The sequence below is a fragment of the Xylanibacter rarus genome (assembly GCF_001275135.1).
Classification (GTDB): domain Bacteria; phylum Bacteroidota; class Bacteroidia; order Bacteroidales; family Bacteroidaceae; genus Prevotella; species Prevotella rara.
Map to the genome: position 1 here is coordinate 14,808 of NZ_LFQU01000007.1, position 19,180 is coordinate 33,987.

18 protein-coding genes and 1 pseudogene are annotated in these 19,180 nt (G+C 40.2%); 17 read left to right on the forward strand and 2 right to left on the reverse strand.

Annotation, left to right across the window (positions count from 1 at the left end; translation table 11 throughout):
- Positions 1 to 217: 217 nt before the first annotated feature.
- Genes ACU52_RS05175 through ACU52_RS05190 form a run of 4 tightly spaced genes read left to right on the forward strand, consistent with a single transcriptional unit; the run spans position 218 to position 5,504 of the window.
- Entirely contained in the window at positions 218 to 2,497 is a 2,280-nt protein-coding gene (locus ACU52_RS05175) for a golvesin C-terminal-like domain-containing protein (protein ID WP_204374657.1), read from the forward strand.
- 8 nt (positions 2,498 to 2,505) lie between these two features.
- Complete coding sequence (locus ACU52_RS05180; RefSeq protein WP_021854964.1) at positions 2,506 to 2,844, forward strand: hypothetical protein; 339 nt, start codon at positions 2,506 to 2,508, stop codon at positions 2,842 to 2,844.
- Entirely contained in the window at positions 2,837 to 4,762 is a 1,926-nt protein-coding gene (locus tag ACU52_RS05185; protein WP_053398011.1) for a YgiQ family radical SAM protein, read from the forward strand. The genes ACU52_RS05180 and ACU52_RS05185 overlap by 8 nt, the downstream gene beginning before the upstream one ends.
- Complete coding sequence (locus ACU52_RS05190) at positions 4,692 to 5,504, forward strand: hypothetical protein (protein ID WP_053398012.1); 813 nt, start codon at positions 4,692 to 4,694, stop codon at positions 5,502 to 5,504. The genes ACU52_RS05185 and ACU52_RS05190 overlap by 71 nt, the downstream gene beginning before the upstream one ends.
- A gap of 138 nt (positions 5,505 to 5,642) precedes the next feature.
- Here the strand turns inward: ACU52_RS05190 and prmA are convergent, their stop codons facing one another.
- A complete protein-coding gene (gene prmA, locus ACU52_RS05195) occupies positions 5,643 to 6,533 on the reverse strand; it encodes a 50S ribosomal protein L11 methyltransferase (RefSeq protein ID WP_053398013.1) in 891 nt (296 codons plus the stop codon).
- A 192-nt stretch (positions 6,534 to 6,725) separates the two neighbouring features.
- Here prmA and ACU52_RS14700 point away from each other — a divergent pair, with 192 nt between their 5' ends.
- Together ACU52_RS14700 and ACU52_RS05210 are read left to right on the forward strand one after the other, a co-directional pair.
- Positions 6,726 to 7,598: a hypothetical protein gene (locus tag ACU52_RS14700; protein ID WP_082335177.1), complete on the forward strand. Its 873-nt coding sequence runs from the start codon at positions 6,726 to 6,728 to the stop codon at positions 7,596 to 7,598.
- A 44-nt stretch (positions 7,599 to 7,642) separates the two neighbouring features.
- The gene (locus tag ACU52_RS05210; protein WP_021854959.1) at positions 7,643 to 9,217 is read left to right on the forward strand and encodes an OmpP1/FadL family transporter; all 1,575 of its coding nucleotides are present in this window, start codon (positions 7,643 to 7,645) and stop codon (positions 9,215 to 9,217) included.
- A 445-nt stretch (positions 9,218 to 9,662) separates the two neighbouring features.
- Here the strand turns inward: ACU52_RS05210 and ACU52_RS05215 are convergent, their stop codons facing one another.
- The gene (locus ACU52_RS05215) at positions 9,663 to 10,913 is read right to left on the reverse strand and encodes a type IX secretion system plug protein (protein ID WP_053398064.1); all 1,251 of its coding nucleotides are present in this window, start codon (positions 10,911 to 10,913) and stop codon (positions 9,663 to 9,665) included.
- Positions 10,914 to 11,730: 817 nt separating this feature from the next.
- On the opposite strand from ACU52_RS05215, the gene ACU52_RS05220 reads away from it, so the two are divergent.
- The 11 genes and pseudogenes from ACU52_RS05220 to rimO all read left to right on the forward strand — a co-directional run bounded on the left by ACU52_RS05220 (position 11,731) and on the right by rimO (position 19,110).
- Positions 11,731 to 12,237 carry a DMP19 family protein gene (locus ACU52_RS05220; protein ID WP_021854956.1) on the forward strand — a complete coding sequence of 169 codons (507 nt, stop codon included), beginning with the start codon at positions 11,731 to 11,733 and terminating at the stop codon, positions 12,235 to 12,237.
- 13 nt (positions 12,238 to 12,250) lie between these two features.
- A complete protein-coding gene (gene smpB, locus ACU52_RS05225; protein WP_021854955.1) occupies positions 12,251 to 12,730 on the forward strand; it encodes an SsrA-binding protein SmpB in 480 nt (159 codons plus the stop codon).
- A gap of 20 nt (positions 12,731 to 12,750) precedes the next feature.
- On the forward strand, positions 12,751 to 13,383 hold the full coding sequence (locus tag ACU52_RS05230; RefSeq protein WP_053398017.1) for an HAD family hydrolase: 633 nt from the start codon (positions 12,751 to 12,753) through the stop codon (positions 13,381 to 13,383).
- A 93-nt stretch (positions 13,384 to 13,476) separates the two neighbouring features.
- On the forward strand, positions 13,477 to 14,340 hold the full coding sequence (map, locus tag ACU52_RS05235; protein WP_021854953.1) for a type I methionyl aminopeptidase: 864 nt from the start codon (positions 13,477 to 13,479) through the stop codon (positions 14,338 to 14,340).
- Between the two features lie 9 nt (positions 14,341 to 14,349).
- The gene (tsaD, locus tag ACU52_RS05240) at positions 14,350 to 15,375 is read left to right on the forward strand and encodes a tRNA (adenosine(37)-N6)-threonylcarbamoyltransferase complex transferase subunit TsaD (RefSeq protein ID WP_053398018.1); all 1,026 of its coding nucleotides are present in this window, start codon (positions 14,350 to 14,352) and stop codon (positions 15,373 to 15,375) included.
- An 11-nt stretch (positions 15,376 to 15,386) separates the two neighbouring features.
- Positions 15,387 to 15,911 carry a CinA family protein gene (locus ACU52_RS05245; RefSeq protein WP_053398019.1) on the forward strand — a complete coding sequence of 175 codons (525 nt, stop codon included), beginning with the start codon at positions 15,387 to 15,389 and terminating at the stop codon, positions 15,909 to 15,911.
- A 199-nt stretch (positions 15,912 to 16,110) separates the two neighbouring features.
- Positions 16,111 to 16,374 (forward strand): 50S ribosomal protein L28, encoded by a 264-nt coding sequence (gene rpmB / locus ACU52_RS05250; protein WP_021854950.1) that lies wholly within the window; start codon positions 16,111 to 16,113, stop codon positions 16,372 to 16,374.
- A 5-nt stretch (positions 16,375 to 16,379) separates the two neighbouring features.
- Positions 16,380 to 16,568, forward strand: coding sequence for a 50S ribosomal protein L33 (gene rpmG, locus ACU52_RS05255; protein WP_021851691.1), 189 nt, complete (start codon positions 16,380 to 16,382; stop codon positions 16,566 to 16,568).
- Positions 16,569 to 16,592: 24 nt separating this feature from the next.
- Positions 16,593 to 16,751 (forward strand): DUF4295 domain-containing protein, encoded by a 159-nt coding sequence (locus ACU52_RS14705; RefSeq protein WP_006950479.1) that lies wholly within the window; start codon positions 16,593 to 16,595, stop codon positions 16,749 to 16,751.
- A gap of 102 nt (positions 16,752 to 16,853) precedes the next feature.
- A pseudogene (gene ftsY, locus ACU52_RS05260) lies at positions 16,854 to 17,812 on the forward strand (signal recognition particle-docking protein FtsY).
- On the forward strand, positions 17,809 to 19,110 hold the full coding sequence (rimO, locus tag ACU52_RS05265; RefSeq protein WP_053398020.1) for a 30S ribosomal protein S12 methylthiotransferase RimO: 1,302 nt from the start codon (positions 17,809 to 17,811) through the stop codon (positions 19,108 to 19,110). The pseudogene ftsY and the gene rimO overlap by 4 nt, the downstream one beginning before the upstream one ends.
- The last annotated feature ends 70 nt before the right edge of the window (positions 19,111 to 19,180 follow it).

Below are 19,180 nucleotides of genomic sequence, written 5' to 3' on the forward strand. Positions count from 1 at the left end.
GGAGGATATCGAGTACAAGGGAATACCATGGGTTTATAATGGTTCGAGACCGATAAGTATAACGAAGGGACTGCAAAATCGACATCTCTCTGTTTATGCCAGCCATGGCAGATATTATAATAAGAATAAAAATAGGTGGCAATGGCAGAGGCCAAACCTATTCTGCACGAATGAGGATCTGTACACACAAACAATAGTCGTGCCGTATTTAATTCCCATGCTTGAGAAGGCAGGGGCTGTGGTCTTTACACCACGCGAACGTGACTGGCAAAAGAACGAGATAATTATTGATAATGATAATAAGACGCTTTTGCCTTATTATACAGAGATAAATGTCGGCACAGAATGGAAAGATGCGGGAATAAAGGGCTTTGCCAATACAGAAAAGTATTATGATGATGGCGAAAATCCTTTTGAAAAAGGAACAACCAGGGCGGCTAAGGCTTCTGCCGTGAGGAATTGTGAGATATCATACCAGCCGAATTTCCCGGAAAGAGGTCAATATGCTGTTTATGTCAGTTATCCCACACATAAGAAAAGCATCCCGGATGCTCAGTATATAGTGTATCATCAAGGACGTAAGACTGTCTTTTATGTTAATCAGCAGATGGGAGGAGGCACATGGGTTTATCTTGGCACATTCGATTTTGATTCAGGATGTAATTCCGGTAATCGTGTTGTTCTGACGAATGAGAGTGCGTATAATGGATTTGTAACAGCCGACGCGGTTAGGTTTGGCGGAGGTATGGGTAATGTTAAGCGAAATAACATTATAAGCGGTTTGCCCAGATGCCTTGAAGGGGCTCGTTACTATGCTCAGTGGGCTGGTGCTCCAGACAGTGTATACCGGTCGAAAAATGGTGAAGACGACTATAAGGAAGATATATACACCAGGCCGTTCATGGCAAATTGGCTTGCGGGAGGTTCTTGTTTCGCTCCAACAATGAATGGATTGAATGTCCCTATAGAATTGTCTTTGGCAATACATAGTGATGCAGGAGTTGCTAATGATTATTCGTCTATAATAGGTACGTTGGCTATTAGTACGACATTCCCTAATGACGGTATTTTTTATTCAGGACTTTCACGCTCAAATTCTAAAAAGTTTGCAGGAATGTTGCTTGATGGTGTGAATAAAGATATTAAGTCTCAATATAAAAAATGGACGAAACGTGAAGTATATGATAAAAATTATGCTGAGACTCGGTGTCCGCAGGTCACATCAGCTATATTGGAAACACTGTCGCATCAGAATTTCCCAGATATGATTTATGGCCAGGACCCCAATTTTAGATTTACGTTAGCCCGTAGTATATATAAGTCTATATTACGCTTTTCTTCTGAAATGCATAAAAAGCCTTATGTTGTTACGCCTTTGACTCCTGTTGACTTTAGGGCTGAATTTTATGCAAACGATACGATCCTGTTGAAATGGGATGCTCAGATTGATAAGACAGAACCAACGGCTGTGCCAAGTTCATATATACTTTATACATCCGCAGGCAACGCCGGGTTTGATAATGGCATTAAGATAACAGGTACAGCATGTAAAATAAAGTTGCAGCCTGGTTTGTTGTATAATTTCAAAGTTTCTGCAGCGAATGATGGCGGTGAAAGTTTTACTTCTGAAGTTATATCTGCTGTATATCATTCTAATGCCGCAAAAGACGTTCTTATTGTTAATGGATTTCAGCGTCTTTCTGCACCGGCTGTAATTGATGAGGAATCTCAGCAGGGTTTTGACTTGAATAAAGATTTAGGGGTAACTGAAGGTAAAACTTTAGGTCTTTGCGGTAGTCAGATATGTTTTGACAAGACAAAGCTAGGAATTGAGGGGCCGGGTGGACTCGGTTACAGCGGAAGTGAACTTGAAGGATTTATAATAAAAGGTAATGAGTTTAACTACATACCAGAACATGCTAAGGCTATTATGGCATCAAATAAGTATAATATTGTAAGTTGCTCAAAATCTTCAATTGAAAATGGTAAGGTTGTGCTTGGCAATTATGACTGCGTTGATGTCATTTTAGGATTGGAAAAGGATGATGGCTATTCTTTAAATTATTATAAGACGTTTTCTTCTTCTTTCCAAAAGAAACTTACGGAATACAATGGAAATCTTATAGTCAGTGGAGCTTATATAGGAAGCGACATGAAAAGTAATAAAGAACAGAAATTTTTAAATGATGTTTTGCACGTTACACATAACGGAATAATTGATATGCGGACGAATAATAAGGTAGAAGGAATGAATACCTCATTTGAAATTTTTAGTATGTACAATGATGTACATTATGCTTCTCCTTATATTGATGTGTTGAGCCCCGTTAGTCCGGCTTTTTGTGCATTAACAGATGGAACAGGAAATTCAATATGTGTAGCTTATGACGGTAAGGAGCGTCGCTCTTTTACAATGGGTTTCCCCTTCGAGTGTATAACGTCAGAAAAGAAACGTGCGGCAGTAATGACAGGAATTCTTAATTTTATTTTTAAATAGATTATAATATGGAAACTTACAAAATTCAAGCAAACGCATCTGGAACAAGAAATATAGCAGTGACGGAAGAGCATCTGAATACAATAAAGAAGTATTCTCTTTTGAAGAATCTTATTGACAGTAACGGCATTATTGATGAACCGGTGCTTGATAAACTTAAACTTAATGTCAGGTCTATGTTGGAGTCTTCTGCCGAGGTTGATAAGGAACTTCTTGATTTGTGCCTTGATGTGATTTATAATAATAACATGAAGGCTTTTGGCTTGTATCAGCTCGTGTTGTTGTTTATCAAATGGGAAAATGAAAACAAGTCATCTGACGATAACGAAAATAAAGTAAATGACTGATTATAGGCTTTCAGACTGGATACCTACAACTAAAAAGGAGGTTGAACTTAGAGGATGGGATGAACTTGATGTTATCTTGTTCTCAGGAGACGCTTATGTAGATCATCCTTCTTTTGGCTGTGCTGTTATTGCGAGAACTTTGGAGGCACAAGGCTTACGTGTCGCAATTGTTCCGCAACCTGACTGGCATGGTGATTTCCGTGACTTTAAAAAGCTGGGACGTCCGAGGCTGTTCTTTGGTATAGCGCCAGGATGTATGGACTCTATGGTTAATAAATATACGGCCAATCGCCGTCTTCGTTCTGAAGATGCATATAGTCCGGATGGCAGGCATGATTGCAGACCTGAGTACCCGACAGTTGTTTACAGTCATATCCTACGTAAACTATATCCTGATGTTCCGATTATATTAGGTGGTATTGAAGCTTCTTTGCGCAGGCTTACTCATTATGATTATTGGAAAGATGAACTGAAGAAATGTATTCTGTGTGATTCTGGAGCGGACATGATTATTTATGGAATGGGAGAGAAACCGATTACTGCACTTTGTAAAGAGTTGCAGGAGGGACGCAACATTCATGAAATACATGATATACCGCAAACAGTGTATCTTATAAAGAAGAAAGATTTTGTCAATGACATTAAATCCGATGATCTTATCTTGCATTCTCATGAGGAATGTCTTGTAAATAAGAAGTTTCAGGCAGAGAATTTCAGGCATATAGAGGAAGAGTCAAACATGCTACATGCGCACAGGCTTCTGCAAGAAGTTGACGGGTATTATGCTGTCGTAAATCCTCCTTATCTACCCATGACAACAGAGGAACTTGACAGTTGTTATGATTTGCCGTATACCAGACTTCCTCATCCGAAATATAAAAATAAGCGTATTCCTGCTTATGAGATGATAAAACATTCTGTAAATATTCATCGTGGATGTTTTGGCGGGTGTGCTTTTTGTACGATAAGTGCCCATCAAGGTAAGTTTATCGTTTCAAGAAGTAAGCAAAGCATACTTAAAGAGGTTAAGAAGGTTATCGAAATGCCTGACTTTAAAGGATACATAAGTGATTTGGGAGGCCCGTCTGCAAACATGTATGCCATGTCGGGAAAGAATAAATCTATTTGTGAAAAATGCAAACGGCCGTCATGTATAAATCCTAATATATGTAAGAATCTTAATACAGACCATCGCCCATTGCTGGATGTATATAAGGCCGTAGACTCACTGCCCGGCATAAAGAAGAGTTTTATAGGAAGCGGTGTACGTTACGATTTGTTGCTTCATAGAAGTGATGATGAGAATATTAATAAAGCTGCAAAAGAGTATACACGCGAACTGATTTGCAGGCATGTTAGCGGCAGACTGAAAGTTGCGCCTGAACATACATCTGATAGGGTGTTAAAGTTAATGCGTAAGCCTCCGTTCTCTCAGTTTGAGTCTTTTAAAAAGATATTTGACGATATAAACACAAAGGAGAATTTAAGGCAGCAGATTATACCTTATTTTATAAGCAGCCATCCCGGATGTAAGGAAGAAGATATGGCAGAACTTGCTGTAAAGACAAAAAACTTAAATTTTCATCTGGAACAGGTGCAGGATTTTACACCAACTCCAATGACCGTAAGTACAGAGGCTTGGTACACCGGTTTTGATCCTTATACATTGGAACCTGTATTTTCGGCTAAAACTCAACGTGAGAAACTTGCCCAAAGGCAATTCTTCTTTTGGTATAAGCCGGAAGAGAGAAGAAATATCGAACATGAGTTGATGAGGCTTGGACGACCGGATTTGATCAGGCAACTATATCCAAGACCATTGCAGAATTACGCAAACAAGTCGAAGAATGAAAATAATAGAACAACTGGTAGTAGGAAAGAAAAGCCAAGAGGAGTGCGAAGACGGAATAATCGTTAATGAGAATTTAGCTGCTGTTATAGATGGGAGTACAAGCAAGACACCTATCCGTATGAACGGCTTGTGTTCTAACGGCAGATATTGCATGGAACTCATAAAGAATTGTATAAATTCTATTTCTAGTGACATTGATGTATATGGATTTTGTCAATATATGACAAAATCCATATATTCGAAATACATAGATTTAAAAATAGATGTTGAAAGATTGAAGTTGCATCCGGAAGAGCGTCTTACGGCTAGTGCGATTGTTTATTCTTCCAAGTTGAGGCAAGTATGGATGATTGGAGATTGTCAGTGTCTTGTTGGTGGTTGCTTTTATGATAATCCTAAGCCTTATGAACAGGAATTAGCCGAACAAAGAGCTTTATTTTTACGTGAAGCAATTAATAATGGTATAACACCGGAAAGTGTAAGTATAAAAGATTGTGGAAGAGAAAGTATACTTCCGGAATTGGTAAAATGCTGCAGATATCAGAATGTTTCTTATGCTGTTATTGACGGTTTTGATATACCTATGGATAAAGTTCGTGTGATAAATGTTGACGAAGGGATAAATGAGCTTGTTTTGGCGAGTGACGGTTATCCGTTTTTGAAACCGACTTTAGACGAAAGTGAGGCTATGCTGGCAAGCCAGTTGGAGAACGATCCGCTTTGTATGAATACATTTAAAGCAACAAAAGGACTTATGGCAGGAAATAAGTCTTTTGACGACAGAAGCTATTTGCGTGTCGGTATATAGTTAATGTAAAACAAAATATTTCAACCGGCCAACAGTTATAAATTTAAATCTAAGACTGTTATTTGTCGCTGGATATACTTGTTGGCCGATTGAAATAAATATAAAGACTAAGTAAGATGCTTTTCTTTTTATTCATTATTAATCCAGATTTTTAAATTTGAGCATGCACCAATCGTTTTTGCTGTTATTGTCAATAAGGGTCAGTTTAAACGATTTAGCCTTTTCTACTAATATTTCAGTGTCACTTGTATAGAATCCGCTTAATATCAGCACAGCTCCCGCAGACATTTTCTGTTTGAACATATGCATGTCGGCAAGTAGAATATTTCTGTTTATGTTGGCTGTTATTACATCGTATTTGTCTTTTATATCTTTCAATACATTTGAATCGCCCAATAGTACAGACACATTCTCAACGTTGTTAAGAGTGCAGTTGTGCGTAGTGTTTCTTACGCTCCATTCGTCTATGTCATAAGCAGTTACGGCTTTGGCGCCAAGTTTAGATGCAACTATCGACAGAATGCCTGTTCCACATCCGCAATCTAAAAATAATTTATCTTTCAGTTCTGTGTTAAAAAGCTCGTTGATTATCATGTATGTCGTTTCATGATTGCCTGTGCCAAATGCCTGTTCTGTGTCAATTGTTATATTGAGCAGGTTTTCGTCTTCAACAAGTTGCGGTACATTGTTCTTATCGTGTATTATACATTTATTTTCAATGAGTATAGGTTTAAAACCTTGCTCCTCCCATGCGGCATTCCAGTTTTTGTCCTCAGCATCTTCAACGTTATAGGTTATCTGGATATCGTCTATAGGAAAGTTGTTAAGACATTCATCTAAAACTTCTTTGTTGAAGTTTTGTGTCTGAACGTAACCGGTTACAGTCGACATGACATCCTCGAATGACTCAAAGCCGGCATTTCCTGCAAAGTCACATAGAATGTCTTTTGCTGCTTGCAGAAGCATTTCGTCATCGATATTTTGTCCTTGATTGTCTGTAATGCAGAATTTTACTTCAAGATATTTCATACTACGTGTTAAATTTTTATGCAAATGTATAAAAAATAGGGGAAAACCTATTATGGTTTAGGGTTTTTCCCTAATTTTGCATTACAAGAAATTTTATTTTTGCATACAAGAAAATCTGCTTATTAAATTAAGAAGTGTAGAGAATATGAAGACAAAGGTATTATTTTATAATAATATTAGGAGGTGGGGTTTATGAAAAGAAATATTTTAGCATTATTTTTATTTGGTCTGATATCGTCAGGAGCATATGCTCAGGATGATATGTATTTTACGCCCAAGAAGACAGAAAAAGTTGTGAAGGAAGTGGCTCCTGTTGCGTCATATCATGAAAATCATATGGATGTAGACGAATACAACAGGCGTGGCTTTTGGGGTAATGAGGGATACGTCCAGACCTCAGACACAACAGCTAGTGATGTTATTGACTTCAGCCCATCTGATTCGTTGCAGACAACTGCATATGCAGGGGCGGAAGGTGAGTATGATGAAAGTTATAATCCCGAGGACGACTATGTGTATAGCCGCCGTATGAGCCGGTTTGATGATTTTTATTGGTACGATCCTTGGTATTATGGGTGGTATGGACCTTATTGGTATGGCAGTCCATATTGGTATGCTTATTCAGGTTGGTATGGTCCTTGGTATGATCCATGGTATTATGGATGGTACAGGCCTGGGGGCTATGGATGGTATCATTCGTGGTATTGGCCTGTTTCATATTACAGACCCTATAGGGGCATAACCGGAACGAGTAATCACGGGCGTGTGAACTATGGCCACTCAGGAGGAGTAAACAAGAATTTCAGAGGTTATCGTGGCACAAATAACCGTGCTAACGCCAACCGTGGTTCTTATAACGACCGAAACAATAACTCGAATACAAATTATAACCGATTTAACGGTAACCGCAGAAATAATTACAATAATCAAAACACGATGTCACGTCCGTCATATAATAATGGCAGCTCATTCGGCGGTAGTCGTGGTGGCGGATCTTTCGGTGGCGGTTCGTTTGGCGGTAGCCGCGGAGGAGGTGGCGGTGGACACTTCGGCGGTCGTAGATAGTTTGTTGGGTGAGATAAATTTTGTTACATAAAAATATTTTGACTATGAGACGTTTACTAATTATATTCGCGTCAACTCTTTTTGCATCATATATGTCGGCGCAAGAGACTTATGAAAATGCCAATATTGCAGGCGAAGACCTCAACGGCACAGCCCGTTATGTAGGTATGGGAGGTGCGCTTGATGCTTTAGGTGCAGATATTTCGACTATTGGTACAAACCCTGCCGGTATAGGTCTGTTCCGCCATTCGATGGCAAATGTTTCGTTTGGCTTCGTGTCACAGCAGGACGGTAAAAGTTTTGCAAATGGTAATACAACGAACATGAGCTTTGATCAGGCTGGTTTTGTGTATTCAAAGCGTACGGGACGAAACTCTTTTCTGAACCTTGCGTTCAATTATCACAAGAGCCGTAATTTCAATTACATACTTTCTGCTGCCGGTGCTCTTAAGGGCGCGTCACAGAATAAACTGTCTTACATGAAGGGAGCTGAGGGTGTGTTTAATATTTATAACGATAACGGTACATTCCTTGCAGATGATAATTCATTTAGCCAAGTTGACTATCTGTACTACAATGCCTTGCTTTCTGATGCAGACGGTGCATTCTATTATAACAATGCAACCAATTATATGTTCAACCGCGCCAATACCGGTTATATAGGCGAGTATGATTTTAACATCAGCGGTAATATAAACGATCGTGTATACCTTGGTCTTACCGTAGGAATAAGCGATGTAAACTATAAGGGCTATAGTGAATATACCGAGGCTCTTGTAGATGCTGACGGCGGGTCTGTGGGAAATGTTACTCTTGCTGATGAACGTCGTATAAGTGGAAGTGGAGTTAATGTTAAGGCCGGTGTCATTATACGTCCTATAGAGACATCACCTTTCCGTATAGGCCTTTCTGTTGCAACGCCTACATGGTATGATTTGACAACGTCAAACTATACAACCTTGGCAAACAACTCAAGTGTAGGCATGTATGATTCTGGCGAAATAGGCGAGAGCTATGACTTTAAACTTTATACACCTTGGAAGTTTGGCGTGAGCCTTGGTACCACAGTGGGCAATTATCTGGCCATCGGTGCAGGATATGAGTATGCCGATTATGGATGTATTGATTCAAGAGTAAACACTGGCGGAGGATATGACTGGTATTATGATGAATATTGGGAGAGCAGTGCAAGTGATAACGCAATGAACAATCATACAGAAAACACTCTGAAAGGTGTCAGCACGCTGAAACTTGGTGTTGAGTTTAAGCCGGATGCAAAATTGTCTTTACGACTTGGATATAATTATGTTTCGCCGATGTATGAGAAATATGGATATAAAGACGGAACAATAAACTCTCCCGGTTCGTATTACAGTTCTTCGACAGATTATACAAACTGGAAGGCAACTAACCGTATAACATGTGGTCTAGGATATAACATAGGCAAGATGTCTTTAGACCTTGCATACCAGTATACTGTTCAGGACGGTGATTTCAGCCCGTTCACTAATTATTATGCAGGACCTCAGGATACGCCTGAAAATAATAACATTTGCGATGCTGTGAACGTTTCAAACAAGCGCCATCAGCTTTTGCTCACGTTAGGTTATCACTTCTAGGCTATTATGGCTGCAACACCTACATGCAGTATGTAGGAAAAACAATTATACAGCCAGATAATCAGTCTCGATTTGCTTAGGTATAAATATAATTATGGCAGATATTTACACTCATAAGGTGAAAATATCTGCCATGTTATTTTTCTTGACATGCAGGCTGTCTCCTTTTGTCTTTAGCGTTTCCCGCGTCTTGTTCTGATGTTTCCTTTTGTGTGGTGGTTGCCATTTCTTTAATCTTTTATTATGACAAATGGGTGTATTTGCATGGTATTGTTTGTTTGGGCTAACTTATGATTCTGCGAAATAATCTTATGGTTAATTGCAATTTGATGTGTAAGACGATGTCTGACATTTCAATACACATGCGCAGAATGTTGGCTTGTCATAAAAAATAGGGCGGTTTAAAATAAAGCCGCCCTGTTTTTATAAAAGTATTCACGTGTTACTATTTTATCTGAACCTCCTGATATGCCACAAGTCTGTCTGTACGTTCTCCCTGACCTCTGTAGTAGACTAAGGCTTGATATTTATTTTCTGTCTGATAGAAACTTCCTTCAGTAGGCATTATCTGCACAGTACCGGAGTTGTCGAGCATCACAATTTGATATGAGTAGTAACCCTGTTTCTGCATTATTGTTGCTTCATAGCACCGGGTGGCATCGTTGTATGTCATTTGGTAGTCCGGCGTAAACCAGTCGTTGGTCCATGTTGCATTCAGATATACTGTGCCGTTGACTTTCTGAGGGCATTTCAGCCTGTAGTGCACGAATACGTATTCTGATGAAATGTCGTTCTCAATATTGTCACTGTTGCGTATGTAGAATGCTCCGTTGGCATCTTCATCGTAGACATAATTCAGCCGCGGCTCGCACATGAACGGATATACATTATAGTTCTTGCCGTCCCAGTCAATGCGGTCGATGCCCATTGTCGGGTGGCTGACGTCAAGAACTTCAAATTTGTGATATTCGTTTCCGGCAGGAAATATCAGGTCTCTGTTGTGGTCCCATTTAAGGCCATTGGGCATGATGTATTGCGGTTTTGCATTCAGTTTGGCGTTATACCATCTTCCGTTTTGCATTACGGCAGTTTTAATCTGTGATGTCGGGTCGGTTACGTTGATGTTGCCATAGCTCAGCTGCATCGACACCTGCTGATGAGCCTTGTTAAAGTCGAGGTCTGTGTTTGTCGTAACGCTTAGCTGCAATCCCATTTGAGGCTCGAGTACCATGAAACACGCCGTAAACACACGCCGGTTGTTGTCGTTTTCGTCATAAACAGTAAGTTTGTAGTTGCCGCTCATCTTCAGTTGGCAGTCTTCGTTCGGTATGCGCAACTTGTAGTGTGTGTAAAGTACGTTTGTGTTTATCGACTCTTCATTATCGTCTATGGTGCTTCCGTCGGCAAATCCTTCGATGTAGTCGCTGGTAAAAAGCTGGTCTGACACCGTCCAGTCTGCATTGCAGTGCTCAATTTTGTATACATATCTGTGATAAGAATGCGTGAGATCGTCGAACCCGATGTTTATAATGTCGTTAGGACTGTTTCCTCTTAGTTTTATCACAGGCAGCGACATCCAGTTTTGTCCGGCCACCACTTGCAGCGACTTTATGTTTGGGTCATAAATTTCATGCCTTTGTGCATTGGCGCACGTGATGAGTGATGTCAGCAATGTTAAAAGTATAGTTTTCTTCATAAGGTCTTTTTTTATAATATATAACGCAAAGAATTTCTGTTTATTGCTTTTGGTTATCCCTGCAGGTGGGCTGCCTATTTTATGTAGTTTCAGCATTCTTTTTTATTTTAAATAATGCTTTTGTCATTATTCTGTTGCCCTTATAAATGATTTGGGCTTATATTTATAGCTTTTGTCGCATGTATAATTGTTTTATTTCGGAACAAGCTGTTTGTTGCTGTTGTGACATTTAACGCTCCTGAAATGCCTGTCGCGTTTTGGAATTTGTAGTTTGATGGGAAAATGCGCTAAAATACTCATTTGCTGCAAGTGTTTGATTATAAGTGTGTTACTTTATTTTGACTGAAAACTGCAGCACTCCGCATATGTAAAATATGGCTTTTTGCAGTCTGATATGCCATGTTTTGTGGTCTAACTCATTGCTTTTTGCTTCGGATTTAAGTGCTTTTTGTATTTGAAATCACTTGAAATGATTATAAATACACGTCTAATAGTGAACGTGTGTTAACAATCGGCCAGTATGATATTCATGTTTTTAATCTTGATTAACGTTGCATTTTCTAAAACAAAAAATAATAATGTCCTGATTTTTTACTTTTGATGTTCCAGCGTTTTGTCCTTTTTGAGAACAATAACCGTTTTTGTCTTAATGTCATTGTGGCATGTTCCGGCTATGGTGTCGTTGCGTTGTGTCATATAATTTTTTGATTTTGACATGCTCCGATAGTCTACAATGTCAATAAAATCAGATATTTATTTTGTGTTGTTTTTATTTTGCGTTATCTTTGCATGATAATTACCGGTAAACGAAAGATATATGAATATAGCCAAAGTTAAAGATTCTGATTTGCGCAATGCTGCTTCGGCAGGTATGGATGAGTTCTTGAAAGTGTTTACAGACGCAATAATGGCGAGCGTGGGCGGAGAGCTTACAGCCGACACAATGGCAGAACTCAATTCGGATCAGATAACGCTTCTTGCATATGACATACTGCATAATGAGGTGATGGATGGAGGTTTTGTTCAGCTGATTTATAACGGATATGGAAGTTTCCTGTTCCGCAACCCTTTTGCAAAAGCGATAAAAGGGTGGGGCATAGACGAGCTGGCAAGTCTTGTAAAAAAGGCCGGAAAGCTTTATTTCAAATATAAGAATGAAATAGAGCGCGAGTGCACAGATGATGAGTTTATGGCTATGTTTGAGCAATATCCCGAATTTGACGACCTCGATGACTTGTTCGTTGAGAACGAAGAGACCTGGACTGGGATGGTGGCCTGTTACGTGGATGAGCATATCGAACGTTTTGTAACGGTTGAGGAATAAAACAGATTGAAAAATGAACAAAGAAGAAGAACTGCTTAGAAAGAAAAGTCCGGTAAGCATCCGTAACAAGAAAGCCTCTTTCGAGTATTTTTTTGTTGATACATACACAGCCGGTATTGTGCTTACCGGTACAGAGATAAAGTCGATTCGGCTTGGCAAGGCTTCGCTTGTTGACAGCTTCTGCTATATACACAATGGCGAGATATGGGTCAAGGGAATGAACATTTCGCCTTATTTCTTCGGCTCATATAACAACCATGAGGCAAAACGCGACCGTAAGCTGCTTCTGAATAAACGCGAGATTCATAAACTTCAGGAAGCCACCAAGCAAGTTGGTTTCACCATAGTGCCCATATTGGTGTTTATTGACGATCATGGACGGGCAAAGATGGATATAGCCTTGGCTAAAGGTAAGAAGGAATTTGACAAGCGTCAGACGATGAAGGAGAAAGAAGACCGGCGCGAGATGGACAGGGCTATGAAGCATTATTAAGTTAAAACGTTGGCTTTATTATGGAACGTGTCATAAAGAATATAGTTTTTGATTTGGGCGGCGTCATTATGACCCTTGACCCTGCAGAGGCTTTGCGCCGTTTCAAGGCTCTCGGTCTGTCTGATGCCGAGCGCTATCTTGATTCTTACACGCAGTCAGGCATCTTCGGAAATCTTGAGGAAGGAAAGATTACTGCGGAGGATTTTCGCAGCAAACTCAGCAGCCTGACAGGGCACGAACTTACGTTCGATGAGTGTAAGCATGCATGGCTTGGCTATCGTAAAGATGTTCCGCAGCGCAATCTTGACTTGCTGAAAGAGCTTCGTGCCAAGGGCTATCGTCTTATTCTGCTGTCTAACACCAATCCGTTTATGATGGATTGGGCGTTGAGCAGTGAATTTGATGGAAAAGGCTCGTCTCTCAATGACTATTTCGATGCTCTATATTTGAGCTATCGTCTTGGCATAATGAAACCTGCGTCTGATTTTTTCAGACAAGTGCTTGACAACGAAAATATTCTGCCGGAAGAGACACTCTTTGTCGATGACGGCCCGCGCAATGTTGAGGCTGCCGGCAAATTGGGGTTCATGACAATGTGCCCGGATAACGGTTCAGACTGGACTGGTGAGCTTCGCTCACTTCTTCATTTATGAAATCATTCGGCATGTTTGTGCGGAATTTCAGACATATACAGATAAGATGTTGTAATAAATTGCTACTTTTGTAGGCGTTTAAAATAATATAAAATGGTTTTCAAGAAAAAAAGGAGATGGCATTGTCTCTCTGGTCAGCCGATTACTGACATGGATAAACAGGTTATGTATTGGGAAAACAAGGGTAAACTTGTGCCTACGCGTGATCTGATAAAAACTCCCGAGCAGATTGAAGGTATAAGACGAAGCGGAGTTATCAACACAGAAGTGTTAGACGAAGTGGCCAAGAATATTCATGAAGGAATGAATACTCTTGAGATAGACAAAATCTGTTATGACTATTGTGTAAGCCATGGCGGCACACCGGCTTGCCTTAATTATGAGGGATATCCTAAGAGTGTATGTACAAGCATAAACGAAGTCGTATGTCATGGCATACCTAAGGAAGAAGATGTGCTTAAGGAAGGAGATATTATTAACGTCGACTTTACTACAATACTTGACGGATATTATGCCGACGCTTCCAGAATGTTCATTATCGGCAAGACCACACCAGAGAAGGAGCAGCTGGTCCGTGTTGCCAAGGAATGTCTTGAGATTGGAGCAGAGGCCGCTAAGCCATATTGCTTTGTAGGCGATATCGGACATGCGATACAGAAGCATGCCGAGAAGTATCATTATGGTGTCGTGCGTGATCTTTGTGGCCACGGAGTGGGGCTTAAGTTCCATGAAGAGCCTGAGGTCCTGCATTTTGGTCACCGCGGAACGGGCATGCTTATTGTGCCTGGCATGGTGTTTACTATTGAGCCGATGATAAATATGGGAACATGGCAGGTGTTCATTGATGCTGATGACAAGTATGGCTGGGAAGTGATAACCGGTGATGAGAAGCCGAGTGCACAATGGGAACACACTTTCCTTATGACTGAACATGGTGTGGAAATTCTTTCAGAATGATTTTAGATTATGAATGACGTATATATATTAGGTATAGAAAGCAGCTGCGACGACACTTCTGCTGCTGTTCTTCGCAACGGCGTGCTGTTGAGCAATGTGACGGCTTCTCAGGAAGTGCATAAGGCTTATGGAGGCGTTGTGCCAGAGCTTGCTTCGCGTGCGCATCAGCAAAATGTCGTTCCGGTTGTTGATCAGGCTTTGAAGCGTGCCGGTATTGAGAAAGAACAGCTGTCTGCCATTGCCTTCACGCGCGGTCCGGGACTTATGGGCTCGTTGCTTGTTGGAGTCAGCTTTGCAAAGGGTATGGCCCGTTCGTTAGGCATTCCTCTTATTGATGTCAATCACTTGCAGGGGCATGTCATGGCTCACTTTATTAAAGAGAGCGACGACGACCATTCTGCTCCTCCATTGCCGTTTATCTGCCTGCTCGTTAGTGGCGGCAATTCGCAGATAGTGAAGGTTAATGCCTATAATGACATGCAGGTGCTCGGACAGACTATTGATGATGCTGCAGGTGAGGCTATCGATAAGTGTTCAAAGGTAATGGGGCTGGGTTATCCTGGTGGCCCGATTATAGACAGGCTGGCCCGTCAGGGTAATCCTCATGCATATAAGTTTGCCGAGCCGCATATACCAGGATTGAATTATAGCTTCAGCGGACTAAAGACGTCTTTCCTTTATAGTTTGCGTGAGTGGATAAAGGACGATCCTGATTTTATAGAGCATCATAAGGAAGACTTGGCTGCCAGCCTTGAGTATACTATTGTTGATATATTGATGAAGAAACTCCGTCTTGCCGTAAAGCAGACAAATATCAAGCATGTGGCTGTTGCCGGAGGTGTCAGCGCAAATAACGGATTGCGCAATGCCTTCCATGAGCATGCGGAGAAGTATGGCTGGACAATTTATATACCGAAGTTCAGCTATACCACCGATAATGCGGCTATGATTGGCATAACGGGCTATTATAAATATCTTGACAATGACTATTGCTCAATAGATAAACCGGCATTTTCAAAAGTAACTTTTCAATAAATAAATTAAATATGGATTTCGAAAACAAAATACTCAGCAGAGAGATAAGTCAGTTTATTTGGGAAAAAGGCAAGACATTAGGTACAGCGGAGAGCTGCACGGGTGGCCGTATAGCTGAAGCAATAGTCCTTATGCCCGGAGCGTCAAACTATTTTAAGGGCAGCATAGTCTCATATACCAATGAAGTTAAGGAAAAGGTGTTGGGAGTAAGTCATGAGGTTCTTGAAGAAAAGACAGCTGTATGTGAGGAAGTAGCCATTGAGATGGTTAAAGGGGCAATAAAATTGCTTAACGTTGACTATGCAATCTCTGCAACAGGAATAGCTGGACCGTCAGGAGGCACACACGAGAACCCCGTTGGAACTATTTGGATAGCATGCGGAAGTGCTGATGACATCGTGACTTTAAAACTTGAGGAAGATAAAGGCCGCGACCTGAACTTGGCTAATGCCACAAGCAAGGCATTGCAGTTGTTCTTGCAGTATCTGACAGACAGACTTGCAGAGGAAGCGCCAACAGATGTTGAAAAGCATTGATTGATGCTTTGAGCCGTTTGATTGTCTTCTTGTGCGATTAAGAACTCTCAAGTATTAGTCTTGACTTTCTTTAATAGTGCTAAAAAAAGATAAATATTTGATTATTAGCGAAAATGTTTTGCTTATTCAGAAAAAGTTAGTAATTTTGCACTCTGTTTGGAATAAGTATCAAAAGATTAAACAAAAAACGTAGATTGCAATGTCGAAGATTTGTCAAATAACAGGGAAAAAAGCTCAGATTGGAAATAACGTTTCACACTCAAAGCATCGTACAAAACGCAGCTTTGACGTGAATCTTTTCAGCAAGAAATTCTATTACGTAGAAGAGCAGTGCTGGATAAGCTTGAAGATAAGTGCGGCTGGCTTGCGCTTGATTAATAAGGTTGGCTTGGACGCAGCTCTTAAGCAGGCTGTTTCTAAAGGCTACTGCGATTGGAAGGATATTAAAGTTATAGGAGAATAAGCACAATGGCAAAGAAAGCTAAGGGTAATAGAGTTCAGGTTGTATTGGAGTGCACCGAAATGAAAAATAGCGGTCTTCCTGGTACAAGCCGTTATGTTACAACAAAGAACCGCAAGAACACTCCTGAGAGAATGGAGTTGATGAAGTATAATCCTATCTTGAAGAAGATGACTCTTCACAAGGAGATTAAGTAATAACAATTAAAACAGTTTTAGAAAATGGCAAAGAAAACCGTCGCTACCCTCCACGAAGGTTCAAAGGATGGTCGCGCTTATACTAAGGTTATTAAGATGGTGAAAAGTCCTAAGACAGGTGCCTATATCTTTGACGAGCAGATGGTACCTAATGAGGCTGTTAAAGACTTTTTTAAGAACTAATCTTTGAATATGAGATATTTTAAAAAGGCTGCAAATAATTTTGCAGCCTTTTTTGTTGTGGATGTGAGTTCATTTTACTAATTTTGTAGCAAAATATTTATTATGGGGTTATTTGGTATTTTTAATAAGAACAAAAAGAAACTTTAGATAAGGGCTTAGAGAAAACAAAGCAGAGTGTTTTTTCAAAAATAGCCCGTGCCGTTGCAGGAAAGTCTAAAGTTGATGATGATGTGCTCGACAATTTGGAAGAAGTCTTGATCACGTCTGATGTCGGTGTTGATACAACATTAAAAATAATTCGCAGAATTGAGGAAAGAGTTGCACGAGACAAATATGTCTCAGTGTCAGAACTTAACGGCATACTTCGTGATGAGATTGCTGCCTTGTTGGCTGAAAATAACTCCGAGGACAATGATGATTGGGGACTGCCGCAAGACCATTCTCCTTATGTGATACTTGTTGTAGGTGTTAACGGCGTTGGAAAGACGACAACAATAGGCAAGCTCGCTTACCAATTTAAGAAAGCCGGCAAGAAAGTTTACCTTGGCGCAGCAGATACGTTCCGTGCAGCTGCTGTAGAGCAATTGTCTATATGGGGAGAACGTGTCGGAGTTCCGGTGGTCAAACAGCAGATGGGTGCTGATCCCGCAAGTGTTGCATTTGATACGCTAAGTTCAGCAAAGGCTAACGGAGCTGATGTAGTGTTGATTGACACTGCAGGGCGTTTGCATAACAAGGTCGGTCTTATGAATGAGCTTAAGAAGATAAAGGATGTGATGAAAAAGGTCATTCCTCAGGCTCCGGATGAGGTTATGCTCGTGCTTGATGGTTCAACCGGACAAAATGCTTTTGAACAGGCTAAGCAGTTCTCTGCTGTAACTCAAATAACAAGTCTTGCCATAACGAAGCTTGACGGAACAGCCAAGGGAGGTGTCGTGATTGGAATATCAGACCAGTTGAAAGTTCCTGTTAAATATATAGGATTGGGTGAGGGAATGGAAGACCTTCAGCTGTTTAATAAGAAACAATTTGTAGATTCACTCTTTAAGGTAGAAAAGTGAGAAAGAACCAGATAGATTTTATAACCATGGGATGCTCTAAGAATCTTGTTGACAGTGAGATTCTTATGCGCCAGTTTGAGCTAAATGGATATAAATGTGTACATGACAGCAAAAATCCACAAGGAGAAATTGCTGTCATTAATACATGTGGCTTTATCGGTGATGCAAAGGAAGAAAGTATAAATACTATTCTTGAATTTGCACAGGCAAAGGAAGAGGGACGTATAAACAAACTTTATGTCATGGGATGCCTGTCCCAAAGATATAAAGCAGAATTGGAAAAGGAAATACCTCAGGTAGATAAATATTACGGGAAATTTGACTTCAAACAGTTGCTTACCGATTTAGGTAAGGCCGAAGTGTTGGATTGCAGAAATAAGAGATTCCTTACAACTCCGCATCATTACGCATACATAAAGATTAGTGAAGGATGCGACCGTCATTGCGCTTATTGTGCCATACCGCTGATTACCGGACGGCACGTCAGCAGGCCTAAGGAAGAGATTCTTGAGGAAGTAAAGGCTTTTGTGGCATCTGGCGTAAAGGAATTTCAGATTATTGCTCAGGAATTAACATATTATGGCATTGATATAGACGGTAAACGTCATATCGCTGATTTAATATCTGCAATTGCAGATGTTCCCGGTGTAGAGTGGGTACGTTTGCATTATGCCTATCCAACACATTTTCCTTATGAACTTTTAGATGTCATAAGGGAAAAACCAAATGTATGTAAGTATTTGGATATTGCATTACAGCATATTTCTGACAATATGCTTCAGGCAATGAAACGAAATATAACTAAGGAAGAAACTTATGCGTTGATAGAACGTATAAGGAAGGAGGTTCCAGGCATTCATTTGCGTACAACGCTTATGGTTGGCTTTCCTGGTGAAACCGACGAGGATTTTGAAGAATTGATGGAGTTCACCAAATGGGCGCGGTTTGAGCGTATGGGAGCTTTTGCCTATTCAGAGGAAGAAGGTACTTATAGTGAAATTCATTATAATGATGATATTGCTGATGATATTAAACAAAAACGTTTGGACCGTTTAATGGATTTACAGCAGAATATAAGTGGTGAGATTGCTTCTGAGAAAATAGGAAAGGTGTTTAAGGTCATTATAGATAGAAAAGAAGGTGATTATTATATTGGTAGAACTGAATTTAGTTCTCCTGAAGTAGATCCGGAGGTTCTCATACCTGTAAGTGAAAAACGTCTTCGTACAGGTTGTTTCTATAATGTGAAAATAACTGATGCAGAAGAGTTTGACCTGTATGGTACAGTAAACTATTGATTGCCTTATAGTATAAAATACCATAATTAGGCTGTTGGTAATGTTTGGCATCGTGTTTTTACGCTATGCT

Bases quoted from the DNA above. Each gene is read 5' to 3' on its own strand.
- ACU52_RS05175 (WP_204374657.1), top strand. From the start codon at position 218: ATGCTTGAGAAGGCAGGGGCTGTGGTCTTTACACCACGCGAACGTGAC.
- ACU52_RS05180 (WP_021854964.1), top strand. From the start codon at position 2,506: ATGGAAACTTACAAAATTCAAGCAAACGCATCTGGAACAAGAAATATA.
- ACU52_RS05185 (WP_053398011.1), top strand. From the start codon at position 2,837: ATGACTGATTATAGGCTTTCAGACTGGATACCTACAACTAAAAAGGAG.
- ACU52_RS05190 (WP_053398012.1), top strand. From the start codon at position 4,692: ATGAAAATAATAGAACAACTGGTAGTAGGAAAGAAAAGCCAAGAGGAG.
- prmA (WP_053398013.1), bottom strand. From the start codon at position 6,533: ATGAAATATCTTGAAGTAAAATTCTGCATTACAGACAATCAAGGACAA.
- ACU52_RS14700 (WP_082335177.1), top strand. From the start codon at position 6,726: ATGAAAAGAAATATTTTAGCATTATTTTTATTTGGTCTGATATCGTCA.
- ACU52_RS05210 (WP_021854959.1), top strand. From the start codon at position 7,643: ATGAGACGTTTACTAATTATATTCGCGTCAACTCTTTTTGCATCATAT.
- ACU52_RS05215 (WP_053398064.1), bottom strand. From the start codon at position 10,913: ATGAAGAAAACTATACTTTTAACATTGCTGACATCACTCATCACGTGC.
- ACU52_RS05220 (WP_021854956.1), top strand. From the start codon at position 11,731: ATGAATATAGCCAAAGTTAAAGATTCTGATTTGCGCAATGCTGCTTCG.
- smpB (WP_021854955.1), top strand. From the start codon at position 12,251: ATGAACAAAGAAGAAGAACTGCTTAGAAAGAAAAGTCCGGTAAGCATC.
- ACU52_RS05230 (WP_053398017.1), top strand. From the start codon at position 12,751: ATGGAACGTGTCATAAAGAATATAGTTTTTGATTTGGGCGGCGTCATT.
- map (WP_021854953.1), top strand. From the start codon at position 13,477: ATGGTTTTCAAGAAAAAAAGGAGATGGCATTGTCTCTCTGGTCAGCCG.
- tsaD (WP_053398018.1), top strand. From the start codon at position 14,350: ATGAATGACGTATATATATTAGGTATAGAAAGCAGCTGCGACGACACT.
- ACU52_RS05245 (WP_053398019.1), top strand. From the start codon at position 15,387: ATGGATTTCGAAAACAAAATACTCAGCAGAGAGATAAGTCAGTTTATT.
- rpmB (WP_021854950.1), top strand. From the start codon at position 16,111: ATGTCGAAGATTTGTCAAATAACAGGGAAAAAAGCTCAGATTGGAAAT.
- rpmG (WP_021851691.1), top strand. From the start codon at position 16,380: ATGGCAAAGAAAGCTAAGGGTAATAGAGTTCAGGTTGTATTGGAGTGC.
- ACU52_RS14705 (WP_006950479.1), top strand. From the start codon at position 16,593: ATGGCAAAGAAAACCGTCGCTACCCTCCACGAAGGTTCAAAGGATGGT.